General features: G+C 51.4%; 20 protein-coding genes and 1 riboswitch. Of the genes, 12 read left to right on the top strand and 8 right to left on the bottom strand.

Annotation, left to right across the window (positions count from 1 at the left end):
* Nucleotides 1-41 precede the first annotated feature (41 nt).
* Nucleotides 42-185, top strand: a riboswitch (glycine riboswitch).
* A gap of 138 nt (nucleotides 186-323) precedes the next feature.
* From gcvT to LI015_RS10665, 7 genes are all read left to right on the top strand, one after another.
* Nucleotides 324-1433 carry a glycine cleavage system aminomethyltransferase GcvT gene (gene gcvT, locus LI015_RS10695; protein WP_002569110.1) on the top strand — a complete coding sequence of 370 codons (1110 nt, stop codon included), beginning with the start codon at nucleotides 324-326 and terminating at the stop codon, nucleotides 1431-1433.
* 68 nt (nucleotides 1434-1501) lie between these two features.
* Nucleotides 1502-1882 (top strand): glycine cleavage system protein GcvH, encoded by a 381-nt coding sequence (gene gcvH, locus LI015_RS10690; protein WP_002569109.1) that lies wholly within the window; start codon nucleotides 1502-1504, stop codon nucleotides 1880-1882.
* Between the two features lie 52 nt (nucleotides 1883-1934).
* Nucleotides 1935-3302, top strand: a complete 1368-nt coding sequence (gcvPA, locus tag LI015_RS10685) for an aminomethyl-transferring glycine dehydrogenase subunit GcvPA (protein ID WP_002569108.1) — start codon at nucleotides 1935-1937, stop codon at nucleotides 3300-3302.
* Nucleotides 3299-4732, top strand: a complete 1434-nt coding sequence (gene gcvPB, locus LI015_RS10680; RefSeq protein ID WP_002569107.1) for an aminomethyl-transferring glycine dehydrogenase subunit GcvPB — start codon at nucleotides 3299-3301, stop codon at nucleotides 4730-4732. The genes gcvPA and gcvPB overlap by 4 nt, the downstream gene beginning before the upstream one ends.
* Before the next feature lie 124 nt (nucleotides 4733-4856).
* The gene (locus LI015_RS10675; RefSeq protein ID WP_117627506.1) at nucleotides 4857-5885 is read left to right on the top strand and encodes a lipoate--protein ligase; all 1029 of its coding nucleotides are present in this window, start codon (nucleotides 4857-4859) and stop codon (nucleotides 5883-5885) included.
* A gap of 34 nt (nucleotides 5886-5919) precedes the next feature.
* Nucleotides 5920-7386: a dihydrolipoyl dehydrogenase gene (gene lpdA, locus LI015_RS10670; RefSeq protein ID WP_227124944.1), complete on the top strand. Its 1467-nt coding sequence runs from the start codon at nucleotides 5920-5922 to the stop codon at nucleotides 7384-7386.
* A gap of 126 nt (nucleotides 7387-7512) precedes the next feature.
* Complete coding sequence (locus LI015_RS10665) at nucleotides 7513-8163, top strand: SOS response-associated peptidase (protein ID WP_021892834.1); 651 nt, start codon at nucleotides 7513-7515, stop codon at nucleotides 8161-8163.
* 177 nt (nucleotides 8164-8340) lie between these two features.
* Here the strand turns inward: LI015_RS10665 and LI015_RS10660 are convergent, their stop codons facing one another.
* Both LI015_RS10660 and LI015_RS10655 read right to left on the bottom strand, forming a co-directional pair.
* Nucleotides 8341-9174, bottom strand: coding sequence for a polysaccharide deacetylase family protein (locus LI015_RS10660; protein WP_227124942.1), 834 nt, complete (start codon nucleotides 9172-9174; stop codon nucleotides 8341-8343).
* Nucleotides 9171-10070: a polysaccharide deacetylase family protein gene (locus tag LI015_RS10655; RefSeq protein WP_002569102.1), complete on the bottom strand. Its 900-nt coding sequence runs from the start codon at nucleotides 10068-10070 to the stop codon at nucleotides 9171-9173. Before LI015_RS10655 ends, LI015_RS10660 begins: the two co-directional genes overlap by 4 nt.
* Before the next feature lie 317 nt (nucleotides 10071-10387).
* Here LI015_RS10655 and LI015_RS10650 point away from each other — a divergent pair, with 317 nt between their 5' ends.
* From LI015_RS10650 to LI015_RS10640, 3 genes are read left to right on the top strand one after another with little or no spacing between them, the layout of a single operon-like run.
* Nucleotides 10388-11305: a substrate-binding periplasmic protein gene (locus tag LI015_RS10650; protein ID WP_002573032.1), complete on the top strand. Its 918-nt coding sequence runs from the start codon at nucleotides 10388-10390 to the stop codon at nucleotides 11303-11305.
* Nucleotides 11306-11330: 25 nt separating this feature from the next.
* A complete protein-coding gene (locus LI015_RS10645; protein ID WP_002573031.1) occupies nucleotides 11331-11999 on the top strand; it encodes an amino acid ABC transporter permease in 669 nt (222 codons plus the stop codon).
* Complete coding sequence (locus LI015_RS10640) at nucleotides 11983-12705, top strand: amino acid ABC transporter ATP-binding protein (protein WP_002573030.1); 723 nt, start codon at nucleotides 11983-11985, stop codon at nucleotides 12703-12705. The genes LI015_RS10645 and LI015_RS10640 overlap by 17 nt, the downstream gene beginning before the upstream one ends.
* A gap of 195 nt (nucleotides 12706-12900) precedes the next feature.
* Here the strand turns inward: LI015_RS10640 and LI015_RS10635 are convergent, their stop codons facing one another.
* From LI015_RS10635 to LI015_RS10620, 4 genes are all read right to left on the bottom strand, one after another.
* A complete protein-coding gene (locus LI015_RS10635; RefSeq protein WP_002576891.1) occupies nucleotides 12901-14202 on the bottom strand; it encodes a TRAP transporter large permease in 1302 nt (433 codons plus the stop codon).
* Entirely contained in the window at nucleotides 14202-14702 is a 501-nt protein-coding gene (locus tag LI015_RS10630; RefSeq protein ID WP_002569097.1) for a TRAP transporter small permease, read from the bottom strand. Before LI015_RS10630 ends, LI015_RS10635 begins: the two co-directional genes overlap by 1 nt.
* Before the next feature lie 14 nt (nucleotides 14703-14716).
* The gene (locus tag LI015_RS10625) at nucleotides 14717-15742 is read right to left on the bottom strand and encodes a TRAP transporter substrate-binding protein (RefSeq protein WP_002569096.1); all 1026 of its coding nucleotides are present in this window, start codon (nucleotides 15740-15742) and stop codon (nucleotides 14717-14719) included.
* Between the two features lie 67 nt (nucleotides 15743-15809).
* Entirely contained in the window at nucleotides 15810-18311 is a 2502-nt protein-coding gene (locus LI015_RS10620) for a glycoside hydrolase family 31 protein (protein ID WP_118019000.1), read from the bottom strand.
* Nucleotides 18312-18522: 211 nt separating this feature from the next.
* On the opposite strand from LI015_RS10620, the gene LI015_RS10615 reads away from it, so the two are divergent.
* Both LI015_RS10615 and LI015_RS10610 read left to right on the top strand, forming a co-directional pair.
* Nucleotides 18523-19362: a helix-turn-helix transcriptional regulator gene (locus LI015_RS10615; protein WP_227124940.1), complete on the top strand. Its 840-nt coding sequence runs from the start codon at nucleotides 18523-18525 to the stop codon at nucleotides 19360-19362.
* The gene (locus tag LI015_RS10610) at nucleotides 19343-20530 is read left to right on the top strand and encodes an acyltransferase family protein (protein ID WP_227124938.1); all 1188 of its coding nucleotides are present in this window, start codon (nucleotides 19343-19345) and stop codon (nucleotides 20528-20530) included. The genes LI015_RS10615 and LI015_RS10610 overlap by 20 nt, the downstream gene beginning before the upstream one ends.
* Here LI015_RS10610 and LI015_RS10605 read toward each other — a convergent pair.
* Nucleotides 20479-21516, bottom strand: a complete 1038-nt coding sequence (locus LI015_RS10605; protein ID WP_002573024.1) for a GGDEF domain-containing protein — start codon at nucleotides 21514-21516, stop codon at nucleotides 20479-20481. The genes LI015_RS10610 and LI015_RS10605 overlap by 52 nt on opposite strands.
* 18 nt (nucleotides 21517-21534) lie before the next feature.
* Entirely contained in the window at nucleotides 21535-21900 is a 366-nt protein-coding gene (locus LI015_RS10600; RefSeq protein WP_002569091.1) for a hypothetical protein, read from the bottom strand.
* Nucleotides 21901-22030: the final 130 nt, after the last annotated feature.

Genomic DNA, 22030 nt, shown 5'->3' with positions numbered 1-22030 from the left:
GCCGGTGGGATTTGCGTTTGCGGACAATTTTATATCATCGGAAGATGGATTCGGGAGAGACTGACCAAAATGTATGAAAGATACAGAATACGCTTGATACAGCGTATCCGTGTATTATCAGCATACAGAACACAGCGCCGAAGGGGAAGCGGAAAACTCTCAGGCAAAAGGACCGGATACCGGACGATACTCTGGAGAGCATAGCACCGAAGAAGCCAAATCTTTCAGGTCCAAGGACAGAGCGCATGAACATCTTTTGTTCGTGCGCTTTCATAGTCTATGATTGTTAAGGACCAGACAATTTCATGAAGGAGGTAGTGATTATGGGAACAGAAACAGCAGGGGAGGTTTTGTTAAAAACACCTCTCTACGACACTCACGTAACGTATAAGGGCAAGATCGTACCTTTTGCAGGGTATCTTCTGCCGGTACAGTACGAAACAGGCGTTATCGAGGAACACATGGCAGTGCGTACCAAATGCGGTCTTTTTGACGTGTCACACATGGGGGAAGTGATTTGCAAAGGACCGGACGCCCTTAAGAATCTGAACATGCTCCTGACCAATGACTATACGGTCATGGCGGAGGGCCAGGCCAGATACAGCCCCATGTGCAATGAGCAGGGAGGCGTGGTGGATGACCTGATTGTGTATAAGGTCAGGGATGACTGCTATTTTATCGTGGTGAACGCTGCCAACAAGGATAAGGACTATGCGTGGATGAAGGCCCACCAGTCAGGGGATGTTGTGTTTGATGATATTTCCTCCCAGGTGGCACAGCTTGCCCTGCAGGGACCAAAAGCAATGGATGTGCTTAAAAAGGTGGCGAAGGAGGAAGATATTCCTGAAAAATACTATACCTGCCTGTTTGACCGCATGGTGGGCGGCATGAAATGCATCATTTCCAAAACCGGTTATACCGGAGAGGACGGAGTGGAGATTTATCTGGCACCGGAGGATGCGCCTAAGATGTGGGAACTGCTCATGGAGGCAGGAAAGGATGAGGGCCTGATTCCGTGTGGTTTGGGCGCCAGGGATACCCTGAGGCTGGAAGCAGGCATGCCTCTGTACGGACATGAGATGGACGATACTATTTCTCCCAAGGAAGCCGGATTGGGAATCTTTGTGAAGATGGATAAGGATGATTTCATCGGAAAACAGGCTATCCAGGACAAGGGACCTTTGACCAGGAAGCGTGTGGGATTAAAGGTAACCGGCCGCGGCATCATCAGGGAGCACCAGCCTGTTTACATAGGAGAACAGCAGGTGGGTATGACCACCTCCGGCACACATTGCCCGTTCCTGGGATATCCGGCAGCCATGGCCCTGGTTGACATAGGGTTTAAGGATCCGGGGACAGCGCTGGAAGTGGATGTGCGCGGGCGCCGCGTGGCCGCGGAGGTAGTGAAGCTGCCATTTTATAAACGGCAGTAATTTATGGGATATAATAAACAAGTTTTTAAAATATAATAAAGAACAGCATGTTCAAGGAGGTATTAAGAATGAATTTTCCAGAAGATTTAAAGTATGCAAAGTCACATGAGTGGGTAAAGACCCTGGAGGACGGCACGGTTTTAGTGGGAGTGTCTGATTATGCACAGGACGCTCTTGGGGATCTGGTATTCGTAAACCTGCCGGAAGCAGGGGACGAGGTGACAGAGGGAGAGCCGTTTGCAGATGTGGAATCCGTAAAGGCTGTATCCGATGTGTATTCACCGGTAAGCGGCACAGTGGCCGAGATCAACGAGGTACTGTTAGACGCCCCGGAATCCATCAACGAGGCGCCTTATGAGGCATGGTTCATGAAGGTGGAGAATGTAACCGGCACAGCGCAGTTAATGAGCGCGGCAGAGTATGAGGAATATGTGAAGACCCTGGATTAGGGGATTAAGGCGGGGAAGGTATTCCATCCCATGAGAGGTGAGGTGAGATTATATGGGAAGTTATGTACCAGGTACGAAGCAGGAGCAGCAGGAGATGCTTCGTGAGATTGGATATGCCAGCTTTGAGGAGATGTTCTCCCATATACCGGATGAGGTAATGCTGAAGGAAGGGGTCAATATCCCTTCAGGACTCAGCGAGCAGGCAGTTAAGGCAAGAATGGAGGACATAGCCGGTAAGAATGTTGTGTTCCGCCATATTTTCAGGGGGGCAGGGGCTTATAACCACTACATACCTGCCATTGTTTCAAACGTGACGTCAAAAGAGGAGTTTGTCACTGCCTATACGCCTTATCAGGCGGAAATCAGCCAGGGCATCCTCCAGTCCATATTCGAGTATCAGACCATGCTCTGTGAACTCACAGGAATGGACGCCTCCAATGCATCCATATACGACGGTGCCACGGCTGCGGCGGAAGCCATTGCCATGTGTAAGGAGAGAAAGAAAACCACAGCCTATATTTCTGCGGCTGCAAATCCGGGCGTTATCGAGGTCATGAAGACATACTGCTTTGGCAGCAATACAAAGGTTGTTATGGTTCCGGAAAAAGACGGGGTAACGGATGGGGCAGCTCTGGAAGAGATGCTGAAGGCAGACCCCCAGGCCGCCTGCTTCTATGTGCAGCAGCCCAACTATTACGGCAATATAGAGGACGGGGACGCCCTGGGCCGCATCGTCCATGAGGCCGGCGCCAAGTACATCATGGGCTGCAACCCCATGGCCCTGGCTGTTATGAAGACCCCGGCAGAATACGGGGCGGATATCGCTGTGGGCGACGGCCAGCCTCTTGGCATGCCTCTGGCGTTTGGAGGACCTTATCTGGGCTTTATGACAGCCACGGCAGCCATGACCAGGAAGCTTCCGGGCCGTATTGTAGGCGAGACAGCCGATCATGAGGGACGAAGGGCATTTGTTCTTACTCTCCAGGCCCGTGAACAGCATATACGCCGTGAGAAGGCCAGCTCCAACGTGTGCTCCAACCAGGCATGGTGCGCTCTGACCGCCTCTGTATATATGACAGCCATGGGAGCAGACGGTATGGCTAAGGCAGCAGGCCAGTGCATGTCCAAGGCCCACTATCTCAGGGATGTATTAAAGGAAGCAGGACTTGAGCCAAAGCATAACTGTGAATTTTTCCATGAGTTCGTTACCGTAAGCCCTGAGGGCGGGTGCACGGACAGCGCCCACATTTTAAGGGCATTGGAAAGCAAGGGAATCCTGGGCGGACTGCCGCTTTCCGACAGGGAAATCCTCTGGTGCGCTACGGAGATGAACACCAGGGAAGAGATGGATGAACTTGCCTCTGCTGTACGGGAGGCGCTTCACAGGGAATGCGGACAAAAGGAGGTGTGCGGTTCATGAAACTTGTATTTGAAAAAGGGTCAGCCGGGAGAAGACTGGATTTAATCAGTCCCTGTGACGTGCCACAGGTATCTTTTGAAAAAGCACATATCCGTGAGAAACAGCCCCGCCTTCCGCACATGTCGGAAAATGAAATAAGCCGCCATTATACGGAGCTGGCAAAGCGTTCCCACGGTGTCAACGACGGTTTCTATCCTCTGGGTTCCTGTACCATGAAGTACAATCCCAAGGTAAATGAGGAAGCAGCCGCTTTAAAGGGTTTTAGGGGAGTCCATCCGCTGCAGCCGGAGGCTACGGTGCAGGGTTCCATGGAAGTTTTATATCTGGCGGAGAAATATCTCTGCGAAATCACGGGCATGGATGCAATGACATTCCAGCCGGCAGCAGGCGCACACGGTGAGTTTACAGGACTGCTTTTAATCAAGGCATACCATGTACATCACAATGACACCAAACGTACCAAAATTATTGTTCCCGACTCTGCCCACGGAACCAATCCGGCCAGTGCGTCCATGTGCGGCTACGACGTGGTGAGCATTCCGTCCAGGGAGGACGGCTGCGTGGATCTGGAGCAGTTAAAGGCAGCGGTAGGGGAGGACACAGCCGGTCTGATGCTGACCAACCCCAATACCGTGGGATTATTTGACAAGAACATTCTGGAGATTACCAAAATCGTACATGATGCAGGCGGACTGTGCTATTATGACGGCGCCAACCTGAACGCGGTTATGGGCATTGTGCGGCCGGGTGACATGGGATTTGACGTGGTCCATCTGAACCTGCACAAGACATTCTCCACACCTCACGGCGGCGGTGGACCAGGAAGCGGTCCTGTGGGCTGCAAGGAAATCTTAAAGCCTTTTATACCTGGCGTGCGTGTGGAAAAGGAAGAGGATACATACCACTTTGTGAAGGCGCAGGATTCCCTTGGGGATGTGAAGATGTTCTACGGCAACTTCCTGGTGGTGGTTAAGGCATTGTCCTATATCCTGACCCTTGGAAAGGAGGGCATCCCGGAGGCTGCCCGCAATGCAGTGCTGAATGCCAACTATATGAGGGTGAAGCTGTCGGATGTCTATGACATGGCCTACAACGAGACCTGCATGCATGAGTTTGTCATGAGTCTGGAGAAGATGAAGCATGACAAGGATATATCCGCTATGGATATCGCCAAGGCCCTTCTGGATTACGGCATCCATCCGCCGACCATGTACTTCCCGCTGATTGTACATGAGGCGCTGATGGTGGAGCCTACTGAGACAGAGTCCAGAGAGACACTGGATGAGGCAATCGAGGTATTCCATAAGATTTACGAGCAGGCCCTGGCAGATCCTGAGGCACTTCACAGTGCGCCCCACCTTACACCGATTGGAAGACCGGATGAGGTTACGGCGGCCCGTAAGCCGGTACTGCGCTATACATGGGAATGATGAAAATGAAATAGGACTGCCTGGACAGCCGGCATGTCCCTGGTTATGTATGGATATCCCGGATATCCGTACATGGCCGGGGAAGGGGCTGCCCAGGCAGCCTTTCTATAGAATGGAGACTGACATGATAAACAGACTTGTGTGGATGGAGACAGATAATACATACCCCTACCGGAATCTGGCCATGGAGGAATACATGACCCTTCATGTTCCCCAGGGAACCTGCATTCTGTATCTGTGGCAGAACCGCCATACGGTGGTGATAGGAAAGAACCAGAATTGCTGGAGGGAATGCAGGGTGAATTTCCTGGAACAGGAGAACGGATATTTAGTGCGCCGGCTCTCCGGCGGAGGCGCGGTGTTCCACGATCTGGGGAACCTGAATTTTACATTTATTGTGGGCGCCGGTGATTATGATGTTTCACGGCAGCTGGATGTAATACTGGAAGCCGTAAGGAGTCTGGGAATCCATGCTGAGAAGACGGGGCGCAATGATATCACGGTGGATGGACGCAAGTTCTCAGGCAACGCATTTTACAGAACAGGGGACGGCTGCTACCATCACGGGACCATACTGATACGGGCGGACAAGGAAAATATGTCGCGGTATCTGAATGTATCAAAAGAGAAGCTTGCCTCCAAAGGCGTGACCTCTGTAAAGTCCAGGGTGGCCAATTTATGCGAGTTTAAGCCGGATATCACATTGGAGGAAGTAAAATCGGCGTTGGTGGAGGCATTTTCCAAGGTTTATGGTCAGCCTGCCGTAAGGATGGAGGAAGGGGAGCTGCCTCAGCCGGACATAGATGCCCGGACAGAGAAATTTGCTTCCTGGCAGTGGAAATACGGAAGAAAAATCCCCTTTGAGTATGAAATGGAGAAACGGTTTCCATGGGGCAATATCCAGATACAGTTTCATGTGGATGAAGGCATGATACAGGATGTGAATGTATTCTCAGACGCCATGGACCAGGAGATGATCGGAATGCTGGCTGAACAGCTTAAGGGCTGCGCCTATGCGGAGGAGGATATATGCAGGGCGGTAAAAGCCGTGGGAACGGACGCGTTTCAGGCAGGGGAATATACGGGCGCGGATGAACCGCAGTCATGCCGGATAAAAGAGGATATCATGACCCTTGTGAGGGAATCGCTGTAAACGCAGAACATAAATGGAAGAGAGGTTAGTTTATATGGCTGACAAATTTGATTTGGTGGTGATTGGCGCGGGGCCGGGCGGATATGAGGCCGCCATTGAAGGGGTTCAAAAGGGAATGAAGGTCGCTCTGGTGGAAAACCGTGAGCTGGGAGGCACCTGCCTGAACCGGGGATGCATTCCCACCAAAACAATCATCCACACAGCAGAGCTGTACCATGAATTACAGTCAGGGCCATCCATCGGCCTGACGGTCCGGGAACCCGCGGTTGACATGGAGATGGTCCAGAAACGAAAGGATGAAGTGCTGGAACAGCTGAGAAAGGGCATTGCCTCCCTTATGAAGACCAACAAGATTTCAGTTTATTACGGTACGGGAACCATACTGGACAGGGAGCATGTAAAGGTGGCGGCGGCTGAGGATACATCAGAGGGAAAATCGGAAGGAAAATCGGAAGGCAAACCGGAGGGGAAATCAGAGGAACAACCGGGCGGACAGAAACAGGACCAGGTGGTTCTGGAAACCAGCCATATTCTCATTGCCACTGGTTCCGTTCCCGCGTGCCCGCCCATACCAGGCTCATCCCTGCCGGGAGTGGTCACCAGTGACGGTCTGCTGGACAAAAAGGATATGTTTGAACATCTGATTATTATAGGCGGCGGAGTAATCGGTATGGAATTTGCGTCTGTATACAGTTCCCTGGGCCATGGTGTGACTGTTATCGAGGCCCTGGACCGTATTCTGCCCACCATGGATAAGGAAATTGCCCAGAACCTGAAAATGATTATGAAGAAAAGAAATGTGGATATCCATACAGGGGCAAAGGTGGAGGAGATCCTTCAGACAGAGGATGGAAAAGGACTTATATGCCGCTATACGGAAAAGGACAAACCCTGTGAGGCCAGGGCGGACGGCATCCTTATCGCTACGGGCCGCAGGGCTTATACAGGCGGTCTTATAACCGATGAAAGCAGCCGGGAAGTGAAGGATATGGCCATGGAACGCGGGCGTATTATCACGGATGAAAAATATGAAACCAGCGTACCGGGCATATATGCCATTGGCGATGTGACGGGTGGCATTCAGCTGGCCCATGCAGCCACTGCCCAGGGCAGAAACGCAGTGGCGCATATGGCAGGAGAGGATATGATGATCCGTACGGATATCATTCCGTCCTGTGTGTATACCAATCCGGAAATCGGCTGCGTGGGAATCAGCGCAGATGAGGCCAAGGCCCGGGGAATGGAAGCAGTGACAAAGAAGTATATCATGTCTGCCAACGGCAAGTCCATTCTGTCCCAGCAGGAGAGGGGATTTATAAAGGTGGTGGCGGACAGCGGTTCACACCGCATCCTGGGCGCCCAGATGATGTGTGCCAGGGCCACGGATATGATCAGCCAGTTTGCGGTGGCTATGGCCAACGGGCTGACGCTGGAGGATATGGCTAAGGTTATATTTCCTCACCCCACATTCAGTGAGGGGATACTGGAAGCTGTGAGGTAATGGAGCTTTGGCTGCGTTCCTGCTCACTGCCTGCATTGATTTTTAAGGGTTTGGGTATATAATACAGTAGGCGGACAAAATGCCGCCATAGGAATGGAATACTCAGGAAAGGCGGGCAGGAATTTCATGTGCGGCAGATATCATTTCAGCGCGGAGTTATTAGATGAGATAAGAGACATAACGGAGCAGAAGGACTGGAAACTGGAACTGGGAGTTCTGGACCGGGACATCCATCCGGGCGACACGGCGCCGGTCATTGTGGCAGCCCTGGAAGAGGCATCTAATGTACCGGCCCCGGCAAAGAACGCCGGGGCAGCTTCTTACGCGGGCCGGGGCGGGAGTCTGCGGGTCTGCAGGCAGAAATGGGGATATCCCGGGCCGGGCGGAAAGGGGCTGGTTTTTAATGCCAGGTCAGAGTCGGTGTTTGAAAAGCGGATGTTCCGGGACAGTGTGAGCATGCGCCGGGCAGTGATCCCGGTTTCTTGGTTTTATGAGTGGAATAAGAATAAAGAGAAATTTACATTCACTAAGGAAGGGAGCCGGATTCTGTTCCTGGCGGGATTTTATGGCAGGTATGAGGACGGGGAACACTTCGTTATACTGACCACCCAGGCCAATGCGTCCATGGCCCCTGTCCACAGCCGTATGCCTCTGGTTCTTGAGAGGGAACAGGTCAGGGAATGGATTCTGGACAGCGCAAAGACAAAGGAACTGCTGGGCCAGGAACCGCCCCAGCTGGAAAGGGATTGTGAGTATGAGCAGCAGACCTTGTTCTGAGATGTATATGATATGAGCATATGGATGGGCTTATCTGAACTTCATTATCTGAAATTGGTTATTTGAATATGGTTATCTGAACATGAGGGCGCCTCCTTTTGACGTGAGTCTGAAAGGAGGCGCCTGCTGTTATGTTTTATGAAAGTTGGCCCAGAGCAGATAAAGCGGGGATAAGGTTTATCTGTCAGGTCTTAATAAATACCGGTTTTCCAGCACATACTCCGCCACTGCCCGGTTGGTATCAATCCAGGCCCCATGGGACAGCATATAGCCTATAAGCTCACTGAGCATGTTTACCCTGCTGGCGCGTCCTATGAACTGTGGATGGAGGACAAAGTTAATCATCCTGCCTTCCGCTGCCAGGGAATCAAATTCATCCTTCCAGATTTCTAACATTTCCCGGGGGGATTTCAGTTCATACCGTTCCGGAGCAGAATCCGTGTAAAAATCGTATGCGGTATCGTCAAAAATAGAATCCTTGGGAAGCTCTACCAGAGGAACCTGCCGGCCGTCTATGGTATGGATAAAGGGACCGTCGGAGTCCCTCCAATTGGAGCTGTATAGGTAGCCGTGCTCCAGAAACAGTCTCAGGCTGTAATCGTGTATCACGCCCCCCGGTCCGCGATGTCCTGCCATGGACTGTCCGGTCAGATCCTTTATAATGGTCTCGCAGCGGGTCATGGTGGCATCTTCCTCCTCATAGGAAGTGGCGGTGGATTCCTCATGGAGGTATCCGTGAAATCCGATTTCATGGCCCCTGCGGCTGATTTCCTTTACCACCAGGGGATAATGTTCCGCTATAACGCCGGGAATGAAAAAGGTTGCCTTTACCCCATACACATCCAGCATGTCCAGGATTCTGGGTACGCCCTGCTTGGGGCCGTATGCGCCCCGGGATAAGTTGGTTATATGGTCATGGTTGCCGTCGCCTCTGGTGGTCCACATGGTCTCTGCGTCCAGATCAAATGCCATCATGACAGCGATACGCTTGTTGTCAGGCCAGGTCATCATAGGGCTGCACCTCCTTTTTCAGGATTCTCCTGATTGGCTTCTGCCTGTGCCAGTACATACCGCGCCGCTTCCTCGCAGGTGGTAATCCAGGCGCCGTGGCGCTTCATATAGGCAATGAAGTTTCCCAGGGCGGCAATCCGGCTGGCGCGTCCTATCATCTGGGGATGAAGCTTCAGGATAAAGATTTTATTTCCCTCTTCCACAAGGCCGTCGAACTCATCCTTCCAGTTTCCGAATACTTCCCGGTTGGTATACATGGAGCGCACAGCAGGGTCGCTGAAGGTGAAATAAAAATAGGTAAAGTCATCCATGGTAATATCACACGGCAGCTCCACCAGCGGAAGGACCTGCCCGTCCTTTTCCCATAGATATGCCCAGTCGCAGTCTTTCATGGAGGAACTGTACAGGTAACCGCGCTGTGCCAGCAGCTCAGGGGTAAATGGATGGATGATGCTCTCTGGCCCCCTGTGTCCCACGGGACGCCGTCCCGTGATGCGTTTTAGTATAGCCTCGCTTTTTTCCAGTATTTCAGTTTCTTCTTCCGCGGATATGCCGCGGACGGATTCATGCATATACCCGTGACAGGCGATTTCATGGCCTCTGGCATGAATGGATTCCACCTGGGCAGTGTATTTTTCCGCAACGATTCCCGGCACAAAGAAGGTGGATTTAATATCATGGGTGTCCAGCATATCCAGACACCGTTTCAGACCTTCGCGGGGACCGTACTGGCCCCGGGAATAATCCGTGAATCCGATGGTGGTACCTTTGGAGGCAGCTCTGGACATGCGCAGGTATTCTGCGTCAAAATCAAATGTGACCATGACAGCAATCCTGGCGCGTCCGGGCCAGGTTATGGCAGGTCCGTTTGTCCTGCCGTCTATTTCATATGACATGGTAAATTGCTCCTTTTATTCATTTCTGGTTTTCATTATAACATGGACAGGTGGTAAGTCAACCAAAGGCATGGGCCGGGTTGGATAAATCTGGTATTACAGAGTAAGAGGCAGAGTGAGAATCTGGGAAAAAAGGGTGGAAAAGTCCGCAGACAGGGGCAGAAAAAAGCCCGGAATCTATTGAATCTGATGTATATTTATGCTATGATTATGCAAGTTCTTCCTTTATTAATGCCGGTCAGGCAGAGGGAAGGGGTAAGGTTTGCAGAAAGCAGACTTTTTATTTTTATATACATATAACAGAGAGGAGAATTATTATGAAAAAAATTGCACTATTGCTGTGCGCTGTTCTGACAGCAGGCGCACTCACCGCATGTTCCGGCGGGGCAGATGCCACCACGGCCGTTTCTCAGGCCGCCGCACAGGAGGCTGCGGACAAGGACGGGGCAGGTAAGGACGCGGCGGATACCCCGGCGGCAGGCGCTGAGGAGAAGTCAGATGAAGCAGGAGAGAATTCCGCGGACACTGCCACAGAGAATCCATTTTCCGGCAAAACCGTGAAGGTGGGCTGTTCCGCTACCTTTGTTCCTTTTGAATCCATCGAGATGGCGGCAGACGGAAGCAAGACCTATGTAGGTATGAATATTGATATTGTAAAGGCTGTTGTGGAAAAAAACGGCGGCCAGGTGGAATTTGTGGACATGCCCTTTAAGAGCCTGATGGCTGCTATCCAGGCTGGTCAGATTGATTTCTGCAGCGGCGGTATGGCGCCTACGGCAGAGAGGGAGAAAACACTGGATTTCAGCGAAATCTTCTTCTATCCCAGAAATGCCATTGTGTACAGGGCAGAGGATAATTACCCGGATTTGGATTCTCTGAAGGGTAAGAAGATTGCCTATGTGTTCGGCACCAACTACCAGCAGGTAGCGGAGAGCGTGGAAGGGGCGGAGACCGTTGGCATCCAGGGCAGCCCTGCCTGTATCGAGGAAGTAAAGAGTAAGAGGGCCGACGCGTGTATCGTTGACGGCGCAGGCGCAACAGAGTTCTTAAAGAACAACGAGGGGCTTAAGCTGAGCCTTATGGATAAGGTGGATGATGACTGTTTTGCCATCGGTTTCCCCAAGGAATCCCCTTACTATGAGACATTTAACAACACACTGAAGGAAATGATGGAAAACGGAGAACTGGATGATATCATCGCAAGCCATTTAAGCGAACAGTTCATCCTGGACTAAGGCAATGTAAAAAGGGGCTGCACATATGAAATTAGATTTTACCAGCGTTTGGCAATACTGGCCATTCCTATACCATGGAGCACTGCTCACCCTGAAGATTACGGCAATCTGCGCCGTGCTGGGTTTTTTGCTGGGCATCGTACTGGCTCTTGTTAAAATCAGCAAATATAAACCTCTCATATGGTTCGGAAGGTTTTATACATCCATTTTCAGGGGAACGCCTCTCCTGGTACAGCTGTGTATTGTCCATTTTGGACTGCCGCAGCTGCTGGGTTTCACACTGACCACCACCCAGTCCGGAATCCTTACATTTACACTGAACTCCGCAGCCTATGTCTCGGAAATATTCCGTGGAGGAATCATGGGTGTGGACAAGGGACAGTATGAGGCGTCCATGTCACTGGGGATTGGCTATGGGGATATGATGAAGGACATCATCATTCCGCAGGCTGTGAAGCACATACTTCCCAGCCTGGTAAATGAGGCCATTGCCCTGTTAAAGGAGTCTTCCATCCTGTCCTACATTGGTGCGGTGGAGCTTTTAAGGGCTGCGGACCAGATTACGGTCCTGACCTTCCGGTTCTTTGAACCCTACCTGGTCATTGCGGTTATTTATTACGTATTTGTCATGATATTGTCGGCAGTTGCCAGCCGTCTGGAAAGGTGGGTGAACAGAAGTGATAGAGTTTCGTGATGTGCATAAAAGCTTCGGTAACCTGGAAGTATTAAAGGGGATTAACCTGAATATTGAGAAGGGCCAGGTGGTTACGCTGATTGGTCCCTCAGGATCCGGTAAGTCCACCATCTTAAGATGCATCAACCTGTTAGAAAAGCCCACCAAGGGTCAGGTGTTCATAGACGGTACGGATATTACGGTTCCAAAGGCTGATATCCAGGCTGTCAGAAAGAATATCGGCATGGTGTTCCAGCATTTTAACCTGTTTCCCCATATGACGGTCATGGAAAATATGACCTATGCCCCGGTGAAGGTGAACAAGATACCAAAGGACAAGGCAGCGGAAAACGCCCTGGAGCTTCTGAAACTGGTGGGTCTGGTGGAGAAGGCGGACGCCTATCCTGGAAAGCTGTCCGGCGGCCAGAAGCAGAGAATTGCCATAGCCAGGGCCCTGGCCATGGAGCCGCAGATTATGCTGTTTGATGAACCCACCAGCGCCCTGGACCCGGAGATGGTAAAGGAGGTTCTGGAGGTCATTAAGAACCTGGCTCATACAGGCATTACCATGGCCCTGGTAACCCATGAGATGGGATTTGCCAGGGAGGTATCGGACCGCATCTGTTTTATAGATGACGGGCAGATAGTGGAGGACGCCAACCCGGATGAGTTCTTTAAGAATCCCAAGAGCGACAGAGCCAGAGGATTTTTGGAGAAGGTGCTGTAGAGAAAGCACGGATAAGGAAGGAGTAAGTCCTGAACGGATTGAATTTCTTCATTATGTTGAGAACACATGTGATTGTTAGGCGGACAGGATCCAAAGCCAACAGGTCAGGGAAATACACAGACAGCAGGCCGCCCGGGCATATTGCCCGGGCGGCCTGCTGTTATGTTGCATACTAAAACGCATTTTATGATTTCCCTAAATTAATCCCATCAGGCCCGGAATACCCAGCGACAGCGCCGGTATATAGGTAACGGCCATAAGCAGGAGGAACAGTACCGCAAAGTAGGGAAGCAGCGTTCTGGTCACCTGTTCAATGCTGATTTTGCTGATGCCGCAGCCCACGAACAGTACGGAACCAACAGGAGGCGTGATGTTGCCCAGGCACATATTAAAGATTAACATGACGCCGAACTGAATGTCAGTCATTCCTAAACTTTGGGCGATAGGAAGGAAAATAGGAGTAAAAATCAGGATAGCCGGCGTGATATCCATAAACATTCCCACAACCATCAGGATTATGTTCATCAGCAGCAGGATCACGTATTTGTTGGTGGAGATGGACATGATGCCTTCGCTGATGGCTGCCGGGATTCCTGAGTATGCCATGACAAAGGACATGGCGGAGGAAGCGGATATCAGGAACAGGATGATGCCGCTGGTGCATGCGCTGCTTACAAGAATCTTCATGAAGGACTTCACGGTAAGGCTCTTGTAACAGATGGAAAGAATCAGGCAGTAAAGCACGCAGATACCTGCTCCCTCAGTGGCAGTGAAGATGCCTCCCACGATACCGCCGATTACAATGATGATGAGCAGCAGGCTGGGAATGGCTTCCAATGTCACTTTTACGGCTTCCTTCATGGGGGTGCGGCCTGATACCGGATATTTATGCTTTTTGGCGTAAATGAAAGCCACCACCATGGAGCCAACGCCCATCAGTATGCCGGGAATGTATCCGGCCATGAACAGAGTGGATATGGACACGCCGCCTGCTACCGTGGAGTACACGATGAATGCGCTGGTAGGGGGGATCAGGAGTCCGGTGGGAGCCGAGGCAATGTTGACGGCCGTGGCAAAGGCAGGGTCGTAGCCCTCGTCCTTCTGGATGGGATAGATACAGCCGCCCATGGCGGATGCAGCTGCCACGGATGAACCGGACAGCGCGCCAAAGAGCATGTTGCCCACAATGTTGGCCTGGGCCAGGGAACCTGGAATCCAGCCCACAAACAGCTTGGCAAAGTTGACAAGGCGTCTGGCGATACCGCCGTTATTCATGATGTTGCCGGCCAGGATGAAGAGAGGGATGGCAAGCAGGGAGAAGCTCTCCACGCCGCTGTTCATCTTCTGCATGGTGATGAAGGTAATCTGGTCCCAGGACAGGCTGGAGACGGCAGTTACGATGGATGCGATTACGATGCTGACGGAGATTGGGCAGCTGAGGAACAGCAGGATGCCAAATACCGCAAACAGAATGACTGTTGTAAGTCCGATACTCATTACTCATTCCCTCCTTCTATGGTGATTCCGGTTACATCCTCATAGATGTTGATAATCTGTGCCAGGATGATGAACAGTCCGGAGATGGGCGCCATGGCATATACCAGGCTTCTGGGAATCCCCAGCAGCGCGGAGAACACCTTCTGGGCGCTTAACGCCAGCTTGAATCCGCCTATGGTGATGACAAAGACGGCAAAGAGCAGAATCAGCACATCAATAACTGTCATCAGAATCCGGCGGCCTGCCGGGCTTAAGCTGTCACGCACCAGCACCAGGCACATGTGTTCCCTGGTGATGAAGGCATAGGCAGCTCCGATGAAACCGGTCCAAATCAGGAAGTAACGCACCAGCTCCTCGGTAAAGGCAGCCGGGCTGTTGAGCACGTAGCGTGTAAATACCTGGTACAGGACCAGAAGGGTCATAACGGACAGCAGCACAGTGGCTATGCCGGCTAAAAGACGGGTCATCCACTTTTTGATGACAGATAATATTTCATTCATGTGATTACCTCCCCTTATTCTACCGAATCAATGGTGTCAAGCAGTTCCTTCACACCCGGATACTGTGCACAGTAATCGTCAATCATACCGCTTGTGGCCTGGCGGAACGCATCCTTGTCAACATCGTTTACGAATTCCACTCCCATCTGGGACTCTGCCTCCTGGATGGCCTCATCAATGGCGGCATCCCATGCAATCTTGTGGCTTTCCGTGGATTCGCGGGCTGCTTCCAGGATGATGTTCTGGTCCTGGGGGCTGATGGTCTTCCATACCTTGGCGCTCATGACCATTACATCGGGAATCATGGCGTGCTGGTCTGTGGAATATACCTTGCAGATTTCGCCATGCTTGCCGGTGGTAAGTGCTGTTTCATTGTTCTCAGTGCCGTCGATAATGCCGGTCTGGAGAGAGGTATATACATCGCCGTAGGACATGGCTACCGGGATTCCGCCTAAGGCCTTCATCATATCAGTCTGGGATTTCATGTCCTGTACACGGATTTTCAGCCCTTTTAAGTCAGCCGGCGTGCGGATTGCCTTGTTCTTGGTGTAAAAGGAACGGGCGCCTGAGGTGTAGTAGGTCAGGGTGACGAATCCGTCGTCAGAGGAGGAAAGGAAGAAGTCCTGCATCGGATCAGAATCCATTACATGGTAAAAGTCTTCCGTATCGTCAAAGATATAGGGAAGGCCGAAGGCGTGATAGGATTCGTTGTAGGTGGCAAGGCCGGGAGCAGATACCTTGGTCATGGAAATGACACCGGCCATCAGCTGCTCCATGTTCTCATTTTCGGAACCCAGCTGGCCGTTTGGAAGGATGCGGACCTGGATTCGTCCGTTTGTCCGTTCCTCCACCTTGTCTGCAAATTCTGTCATCGCAATATGTACCGTATGGGTCTCGCTGAGGCCGTGAGCCAGAGTAAGCACCATGGGATTCTCCGCTGAGGCCTCCGCGCTGGTCTTGGCGCCGCTCTGGGCGCACCCGGAAAGCCCCAGTACCGCCAGGCTCAAAGCCGCTGCCATTGCTGCTGCAAATTTTTTCATTTTCAATATCCCCTTTCTATGTAGCGGCTTCCCCTCTGTAAGCGGGAGGGGAAGCGAATGCCTGTCTTTACATACCAATCAGGTCGAACTGCTCAAAAGATACGATCACCTGATAATCCTTCTTAGGATTAGGGTATTTAATCTGAACGGACTTAAGCCTCTGGCTGTAATACCATCCGCAGTCCGCATCCTCAAATTTTCTCCTGTGGAGGAAATGAGGAATGGTCTCGCCGTCTGCCTTAACCCAGTAAGGTGCTTTCTCACGGTGTATCATATCCAGATACAGCGTCTTTACGGCTGTCTCATAATGGCCTTCCTGATGGAAATCCAAAACAGTGCGTTCTCCGGCTGTCATGGTTATGGAGGTCTTCAGGCAGCCTCCCTTTTCATAGTCCATGGAAATGCCGTCGTCCTCATAGAGTTCAAACCGGCCGTCCCTGTCGGCCGCGCACAGGATTCGTATGTGTTCTGCCTGCTGGGTCTTTAGGTTATCAAGCCTGTCTTCCGCCATGGGAATAATGGCTCCGCTTCTCACAAACAGAGGTATGGATCCCAGGTCCACAGGGAGCTCCACGGTGCGTCCACCCTCATAGGCGGCCCTTGTATAGAAATCGTAGAAGGTTTCGCCTTCAGGCAGGTATACCTTTCTGGAGACGGCGCCCTTTTCCACCACATTGGCCACCAGCAGGGAATCACCCAGCATAAAGTCCACGCCCTCCTCGTAGCACTTCACATCTTCCTGGAATGCACTGCACATGGGCTCCATGATGGGAAGTCCTGTTTCATGGGCCCGCTCCATCAGTGAGTAGAGGTAGGGACTTAACTGGTAGCGCAGTCCGATAGCCTCCCGGATGTAATCCGTACAGTCGCCGTACATCCAGGGTTCTGTCACCGTGTTGTCGGTGTTGGTGGAGTGGATGGAGAAACGGGGCTGGAATATACCGTTTTGAATCCAGCGCACCATAAGCTCTGCTTCCGGCGACGGTCCGTAGAAGCCGCCAATGTCGCAGCCCTGGTTGGCTACGCCGGAAAGGCTCATGCCCAGGATGGTTGCAATGTTGTATTTTAAGGAGTCCCAGCAGGTCAGGTTGTCTCCTGCCCAGGTCTGGGCATAGCGCTGGATGCCGCAGTGGCCGGAACGGCACACGATATAAGGGCGGGTGTTGGTGAAGGTTTCGTGAATAGCCTCATCCGTGATATGGCACATGATATTGGACATGACGGACTTCAGCTGGCCGATGGTACCGCCCTTGCCCTCAAAATCACACCGGCAGTCCTTATCCACCAGGCTGTCATATTCACAGTTGTCGTTCCACACAGAGCTGGTGCCGTATTCCAGGACATTTTCCTTAAGCATTTCCTTCCAGTAAGTCCGGGTGCAGGGGTTGGTAAAGTCTGCGAACACACCCTTGCCGCCCCACCATGTTCCGATACCGGGTTCATCGCTGCCGCTGGCCTTTATAAACATGCCTTTGGCTTTCATCTCATCCAGCTTAGGATGAATCAGGAGGATGCCCGGCTTGACGTTAGGGGACACGGTTACTCCTCTCTTTTCCATCTGAGCAAAGAATTCCCTGGGGTCCTTGAAGCGCTTTTTATTCCAGGTAAAGACGCAGCGCTTGATGCCTTTGTCCGTTTCCACGGTGCAGTAGCCGGAGGAAAGCTGGAAACCGTCAACCGGTATCTTCTCTTCCCTGGTGGTGTCGATGAAATCCAGGATAGCGTCATCGCAGTCATTATCCAGCTCCGGATAGTACATGGAGGATCCCAGGTATCCAAGCGCATACCGGGGAAGCATGGCTGATTTGCCGGTGAGATCCGTATAGCGCTCCACGACCTGACGCACGGAGGGGCCTGCAATGAGGAAGAGGTCAATGTCGCCGCCGTCTGTCCGGTAACGGCTGTGGGGCTTCCAGTAGTTGCTCTTTTCGCGGCCCATATCAAAATCGCACTCACAGGTGTTGTGGTAGAAATATCCCACAGCCTTCCTGGTTCCGCGGTTTAATTTTATGTAAAAGGGGATATGTTTGTAAAGTGAATCGGTTTCCCTGGGGTTGTATCCCATGGCGTCTTTGGGGCTCATGCTCATGAATTTCTGGGCTTTGTTGAAGCTGCCGCTCTTCTCTCCAAAACCGTAGAAACAGTCTTCCGGTGAAATCTCACTGGTGTGAATCCGGCGGTGGTTGCTGTCCTCCATATAGGCCAAATCCACGATGTCGGCGTGAAGCAGGGTTCCCTCTTTGTCATACACGCAGATGCGAAACGGATCCTTCTCCACCACTACCTTCAGAATACGTCCCTCAATTACTGCCTCCCTGTCCCCGTCCGACAGGACTGCGTCTGCCGCTTCCACCCGTGTTCTGCGGCCCTTCAGGAAATCATCCATCCGGTCTTCCCATGCTGTCATCACAAGGCTGTAGGATTCCTCCGCGAAATCGCCGTCAAATCCGGCCCTGATACGCAGGATGGAATCTGTCAGAAAAAGAATGCGGATTTCCACACTGTTGGTCATCACTGAAAAGTAACTGTCCTTTTTGGCGACCGTGTAAGCATTCGTACAAACCTTCATAAATTGTTGCCTCCTTGTTTTATTTCAACCGGTTTTATGTTATTATCATATAGAATTAAGGCCGCCTAAACTAGACAATATTTGCAGTATTATGGTGGAAATTAAACATATCTTGCTGTATTAATTTGGAAGCGCTATGGTGTTTCCGTGTGTTTTACGTATATAAAAACATGGGAATTGGATATATGTACCAAAGAAGGGAGAAAACGGATTGATAGACCAGGCTGGAATTATGATGGCTCAGGGAAGGAGCATTGCCGGCGAACGCATACAGGGAGTCAATGACAATATGTCAAAGTCCCATTATCATGATTATTTTGAATTATATTATCTGGAGGAAGGAGAACGGTTTCACATTATCCAGGACCGTCTTTACTGCATCCATCCGGGAGAATTCCTTATATTTTCCCCCTATGTGATGCACCATTCCTACGGCCAGGAGAATGTGCCGTTTAAGCGGCTTCTGGTGTATTTTTCTAAGGAGGAAGTGGACTCCGTGCAGCTGTTAAAGGTGCTGGAAAAGGGAACCGGGGTATATAAGCCGGACCAGCGGGAAAAGCAGGTGGTGCACCGCATGCTGGATGACCTGCTTAAGGAACAGGACGACCCTCAGGCTTATCATGAGGACTATATCCATACCCTGTTAAACATGGCCTTACTGACCATTGCCAGAAACATTCAGACACCGGTGAAGCCGGAAAAGCGCAACCGGATAACAGATATAATCAGCTATATCCACCAGAATTACCAGGAGGACATATCCATAGACCAGCTGGCCCAGATGTCCTATGTGAGTCCCTACTACCTGTGCAGGGAGTTCAAGCGGTATACCAACAGCACCATTATCCAGTATGTGAATGTTACACGGGTCATGAATGCCCAGAGGATGTTTATGGAAACCAATAAAAATATCACGGAAATCAGCCGGGACACAGGATTCTCCAACATCACTCATTTTAACAGGGTGTTTAAGTCGGTCATGGGAATGACGCCATCGAATTTCAGGAAAATGTATAAGACGGAGGCCGGACATGGCAGAAGGACGATTTGATACGGCCCGTCCCGGCGGGAACCGGGCTGCAAAGATGCCGAAGGGGCAGCCCTATGCGGGGTTCAATATGCAGTTCTGCATCCTGTCGGCCCTGGGTATGTTTTTTGTGGTGGACGGGCATCTCAATAACAGTTATCTGGACATCGGGGGACTGGTGCCCTACTACTCCTTTCACATGCCCCTGTTTGCCTTTATCTCCGGGTATTTTTACAAAAAGGGAAGCGAGCACCGGCTGGGTGCCTATACGAAGAAAAAAATAATCCGTCTGCTGGGGCCGTATATGGTGTACAATCTGATTTATGGCATGATTGTCCAGGGGCTTCACAGAGCCGGCTTTGCCTTCGGGGGAGATTTGAGCTTATGGAATCTGTTTGTGGAACCATTTATCACAGGACATCAGTTTGAATATAATCTGGCTGCCTGGTTTGTGCCGGCCCTGTTTCTGGTGGAAATGGCCAATGTACTTTTACGCCGCCTTTTAAAGCGGGTGGATTCTGAATATGCAGTGTTTTTTTTGTACCTGTCCATAGGGGTATGGGGCATCCTTCTGGCATTTTCCGGCCGGTATCAGGGCGGATGGCTTACGCTGGTGCGTATGATGTTCCTGCTGCCCTGCTACGGCGCAGGCACCCTGTATAAGGAAAAACTGGAGGCAGGGGACAGGGCAGACCATGGGCTGTACTTTGGCATTATCCTGGCTGCCTGGCTGCTTCTGGCCATGTCCGGCCGCCCCCTCATCTACTCCGTGGCCTTCTGCAACGGTTTTACAGGAATCCTGATGCCCTATGTCACGGCTGCACTGGGAATCGCGTTCTGGCTCAGGGTATCCCGCATCCTGGCCGGAGCATTTGGGGAGGGCAGGTATATCAGGTATTTTGGCAGCCATACATATGCGGTGATGATGCATCATATCATGGCTCTCATGGTTCTTAAAACCCTGTTCGCTGCACTGGCAAAGTACACTGCTCTCTTTCCTGGATTCAGTTTTGAACAGTATAAGGCAGACCTCTGGTATTGCTATTTTCCCAAAGCTCTGCCTCAGTTCAGGGTGGTTTATCTTATATGGGCCATTGTGCTGCCGCTGCTGTTCCAGTGGGTATTTGACAGGTTAAGGCTTCACTGGGGACGGGAGGCCCTGGGCCGTCCCCGTGCCGGCTTTAAAGGGTAACTGTGGTGCAGAATCAGGTTGTCAGCTGTTTCCTGATGCATCTGGTAGTAGGCGCTGCAGATGCGGTCCGCGATGACTCCCACATTTTCTATGGACACATCCAGCACCATTACCAGGTACTGGCAGCTGCTGTATCTGGTGTACACATCTCCCATACGCAGGCTCTGTTTTATTTTCTCCCCCAGAATATCCATCTCAGCATCCCTTTTGTCCAGGGGGAGAAAACCGTTATTTCTATCTGTCAGTGTAAACAATATGATGAAAGCTCTTTTCTTATCCCTTCTGAGGCGCCGTTCTTCCAGGCGGTAGATTTGTTTAAAGGTTTCATAATCCTGGCAGTAGGCTCCTGGCTGGGTTTCCTTTTCCTCCATTTCCATGGCGATCAGACTCATATCGGGCTGTATGCCGGCCGGTTCCCTGGACGGGGATATGAGGCCGGTGTCATCCTTTAGATTGCGAAGGCGCTTTTTTGCCATGATTTTCTGATCCGCACAGTCAAACATATCCCGGTATTTGGTGCAGGTCCGGCTGTCTGCACTATCTATGGTGATGGACAGCTTAATTAGGATGGAATCACCCAGCCGCACTTCGCGGAACCGCTCCTGAATCCGCAGGCATTCTCCGGCTGTCATTGGGTCGTCCAGAACAGAGGGAATGAAAATTACGAACTCATCTCCTCCCACACGCCCCACCAGATTGCGGCCGCTGAACATTTTTTTCAGCACATTGGCAATGGTGCACAGCAGCATATCCCCGGCAATATGGCCGTAACGGTCATTTACCTGTTTGAAATGGTCCAGGTCCAGAACAATCATGGTTCCCGGCTGCTTCCGGCACAGATGGTCGTCCACCCTGCGTTCCATGGTGATGCGGTTATACAGTCCGGTCAGTCCATCCAGTTCCGCCAGGGTCTGCAGGGCACAATTTTCCTGCTCCAGCTGTTTGCGCGTCTTTTTGTAAATGTCTGTATGCTGTCTCTGTTTCATTTTACATCCCTCCAGATATCACGTTGTGCCCTGCCCTTTCAGAGCACACTCCAGAGCCCGCTGCATTTTCTGACAGCTGACCGGCTTCATGAAGAAGTAGCTCACACACATTCTGTAGGCCTGTACTCCGAAATCCAGGTCGGAAATCCAGATAAGCCTTCTGGAGAGCGGCTGCGCACTGGATGCGGTATCCAGGCCTCTCACGCCGTCCAGGGAAACGATGACTATGTCCCATTCCCTTCCTTCCAGGGCAGCGGCCAGTTCCATCCAGTCTTTACAGGTATTAATCTGTATTTCAAGGTGTTTTTCCGAGGCCCATTTAAGAATGTAATCTATCATTAAGGATCGTTCTGACAGGTTGTCGTCACATATGATGATTTCCATGCCGTGCTCCCCCTTTCGTATATGGGTTCTTAGATTTAATTCAAACATAACGTTTTTCTGCCATATTTTCAATGGGGTGGCTTCATTTTGCAGGTTTTGGCCCGATTTTGCATTTGCCATACGGATTTGT

Source organism: Enterocloster sp. 210928-DFI.2.20, from assembly GCF_020554465.1.
Taxonomy (GTDB): Bacteria; Bacillota; Clostridia; order Lachnospirales; family Lachnospiraceae; genus Enterocloster; species Enterocloster bolteae.
This window is presented reverse-complemented; position numbering and strand designations above follow the sequence as displayed.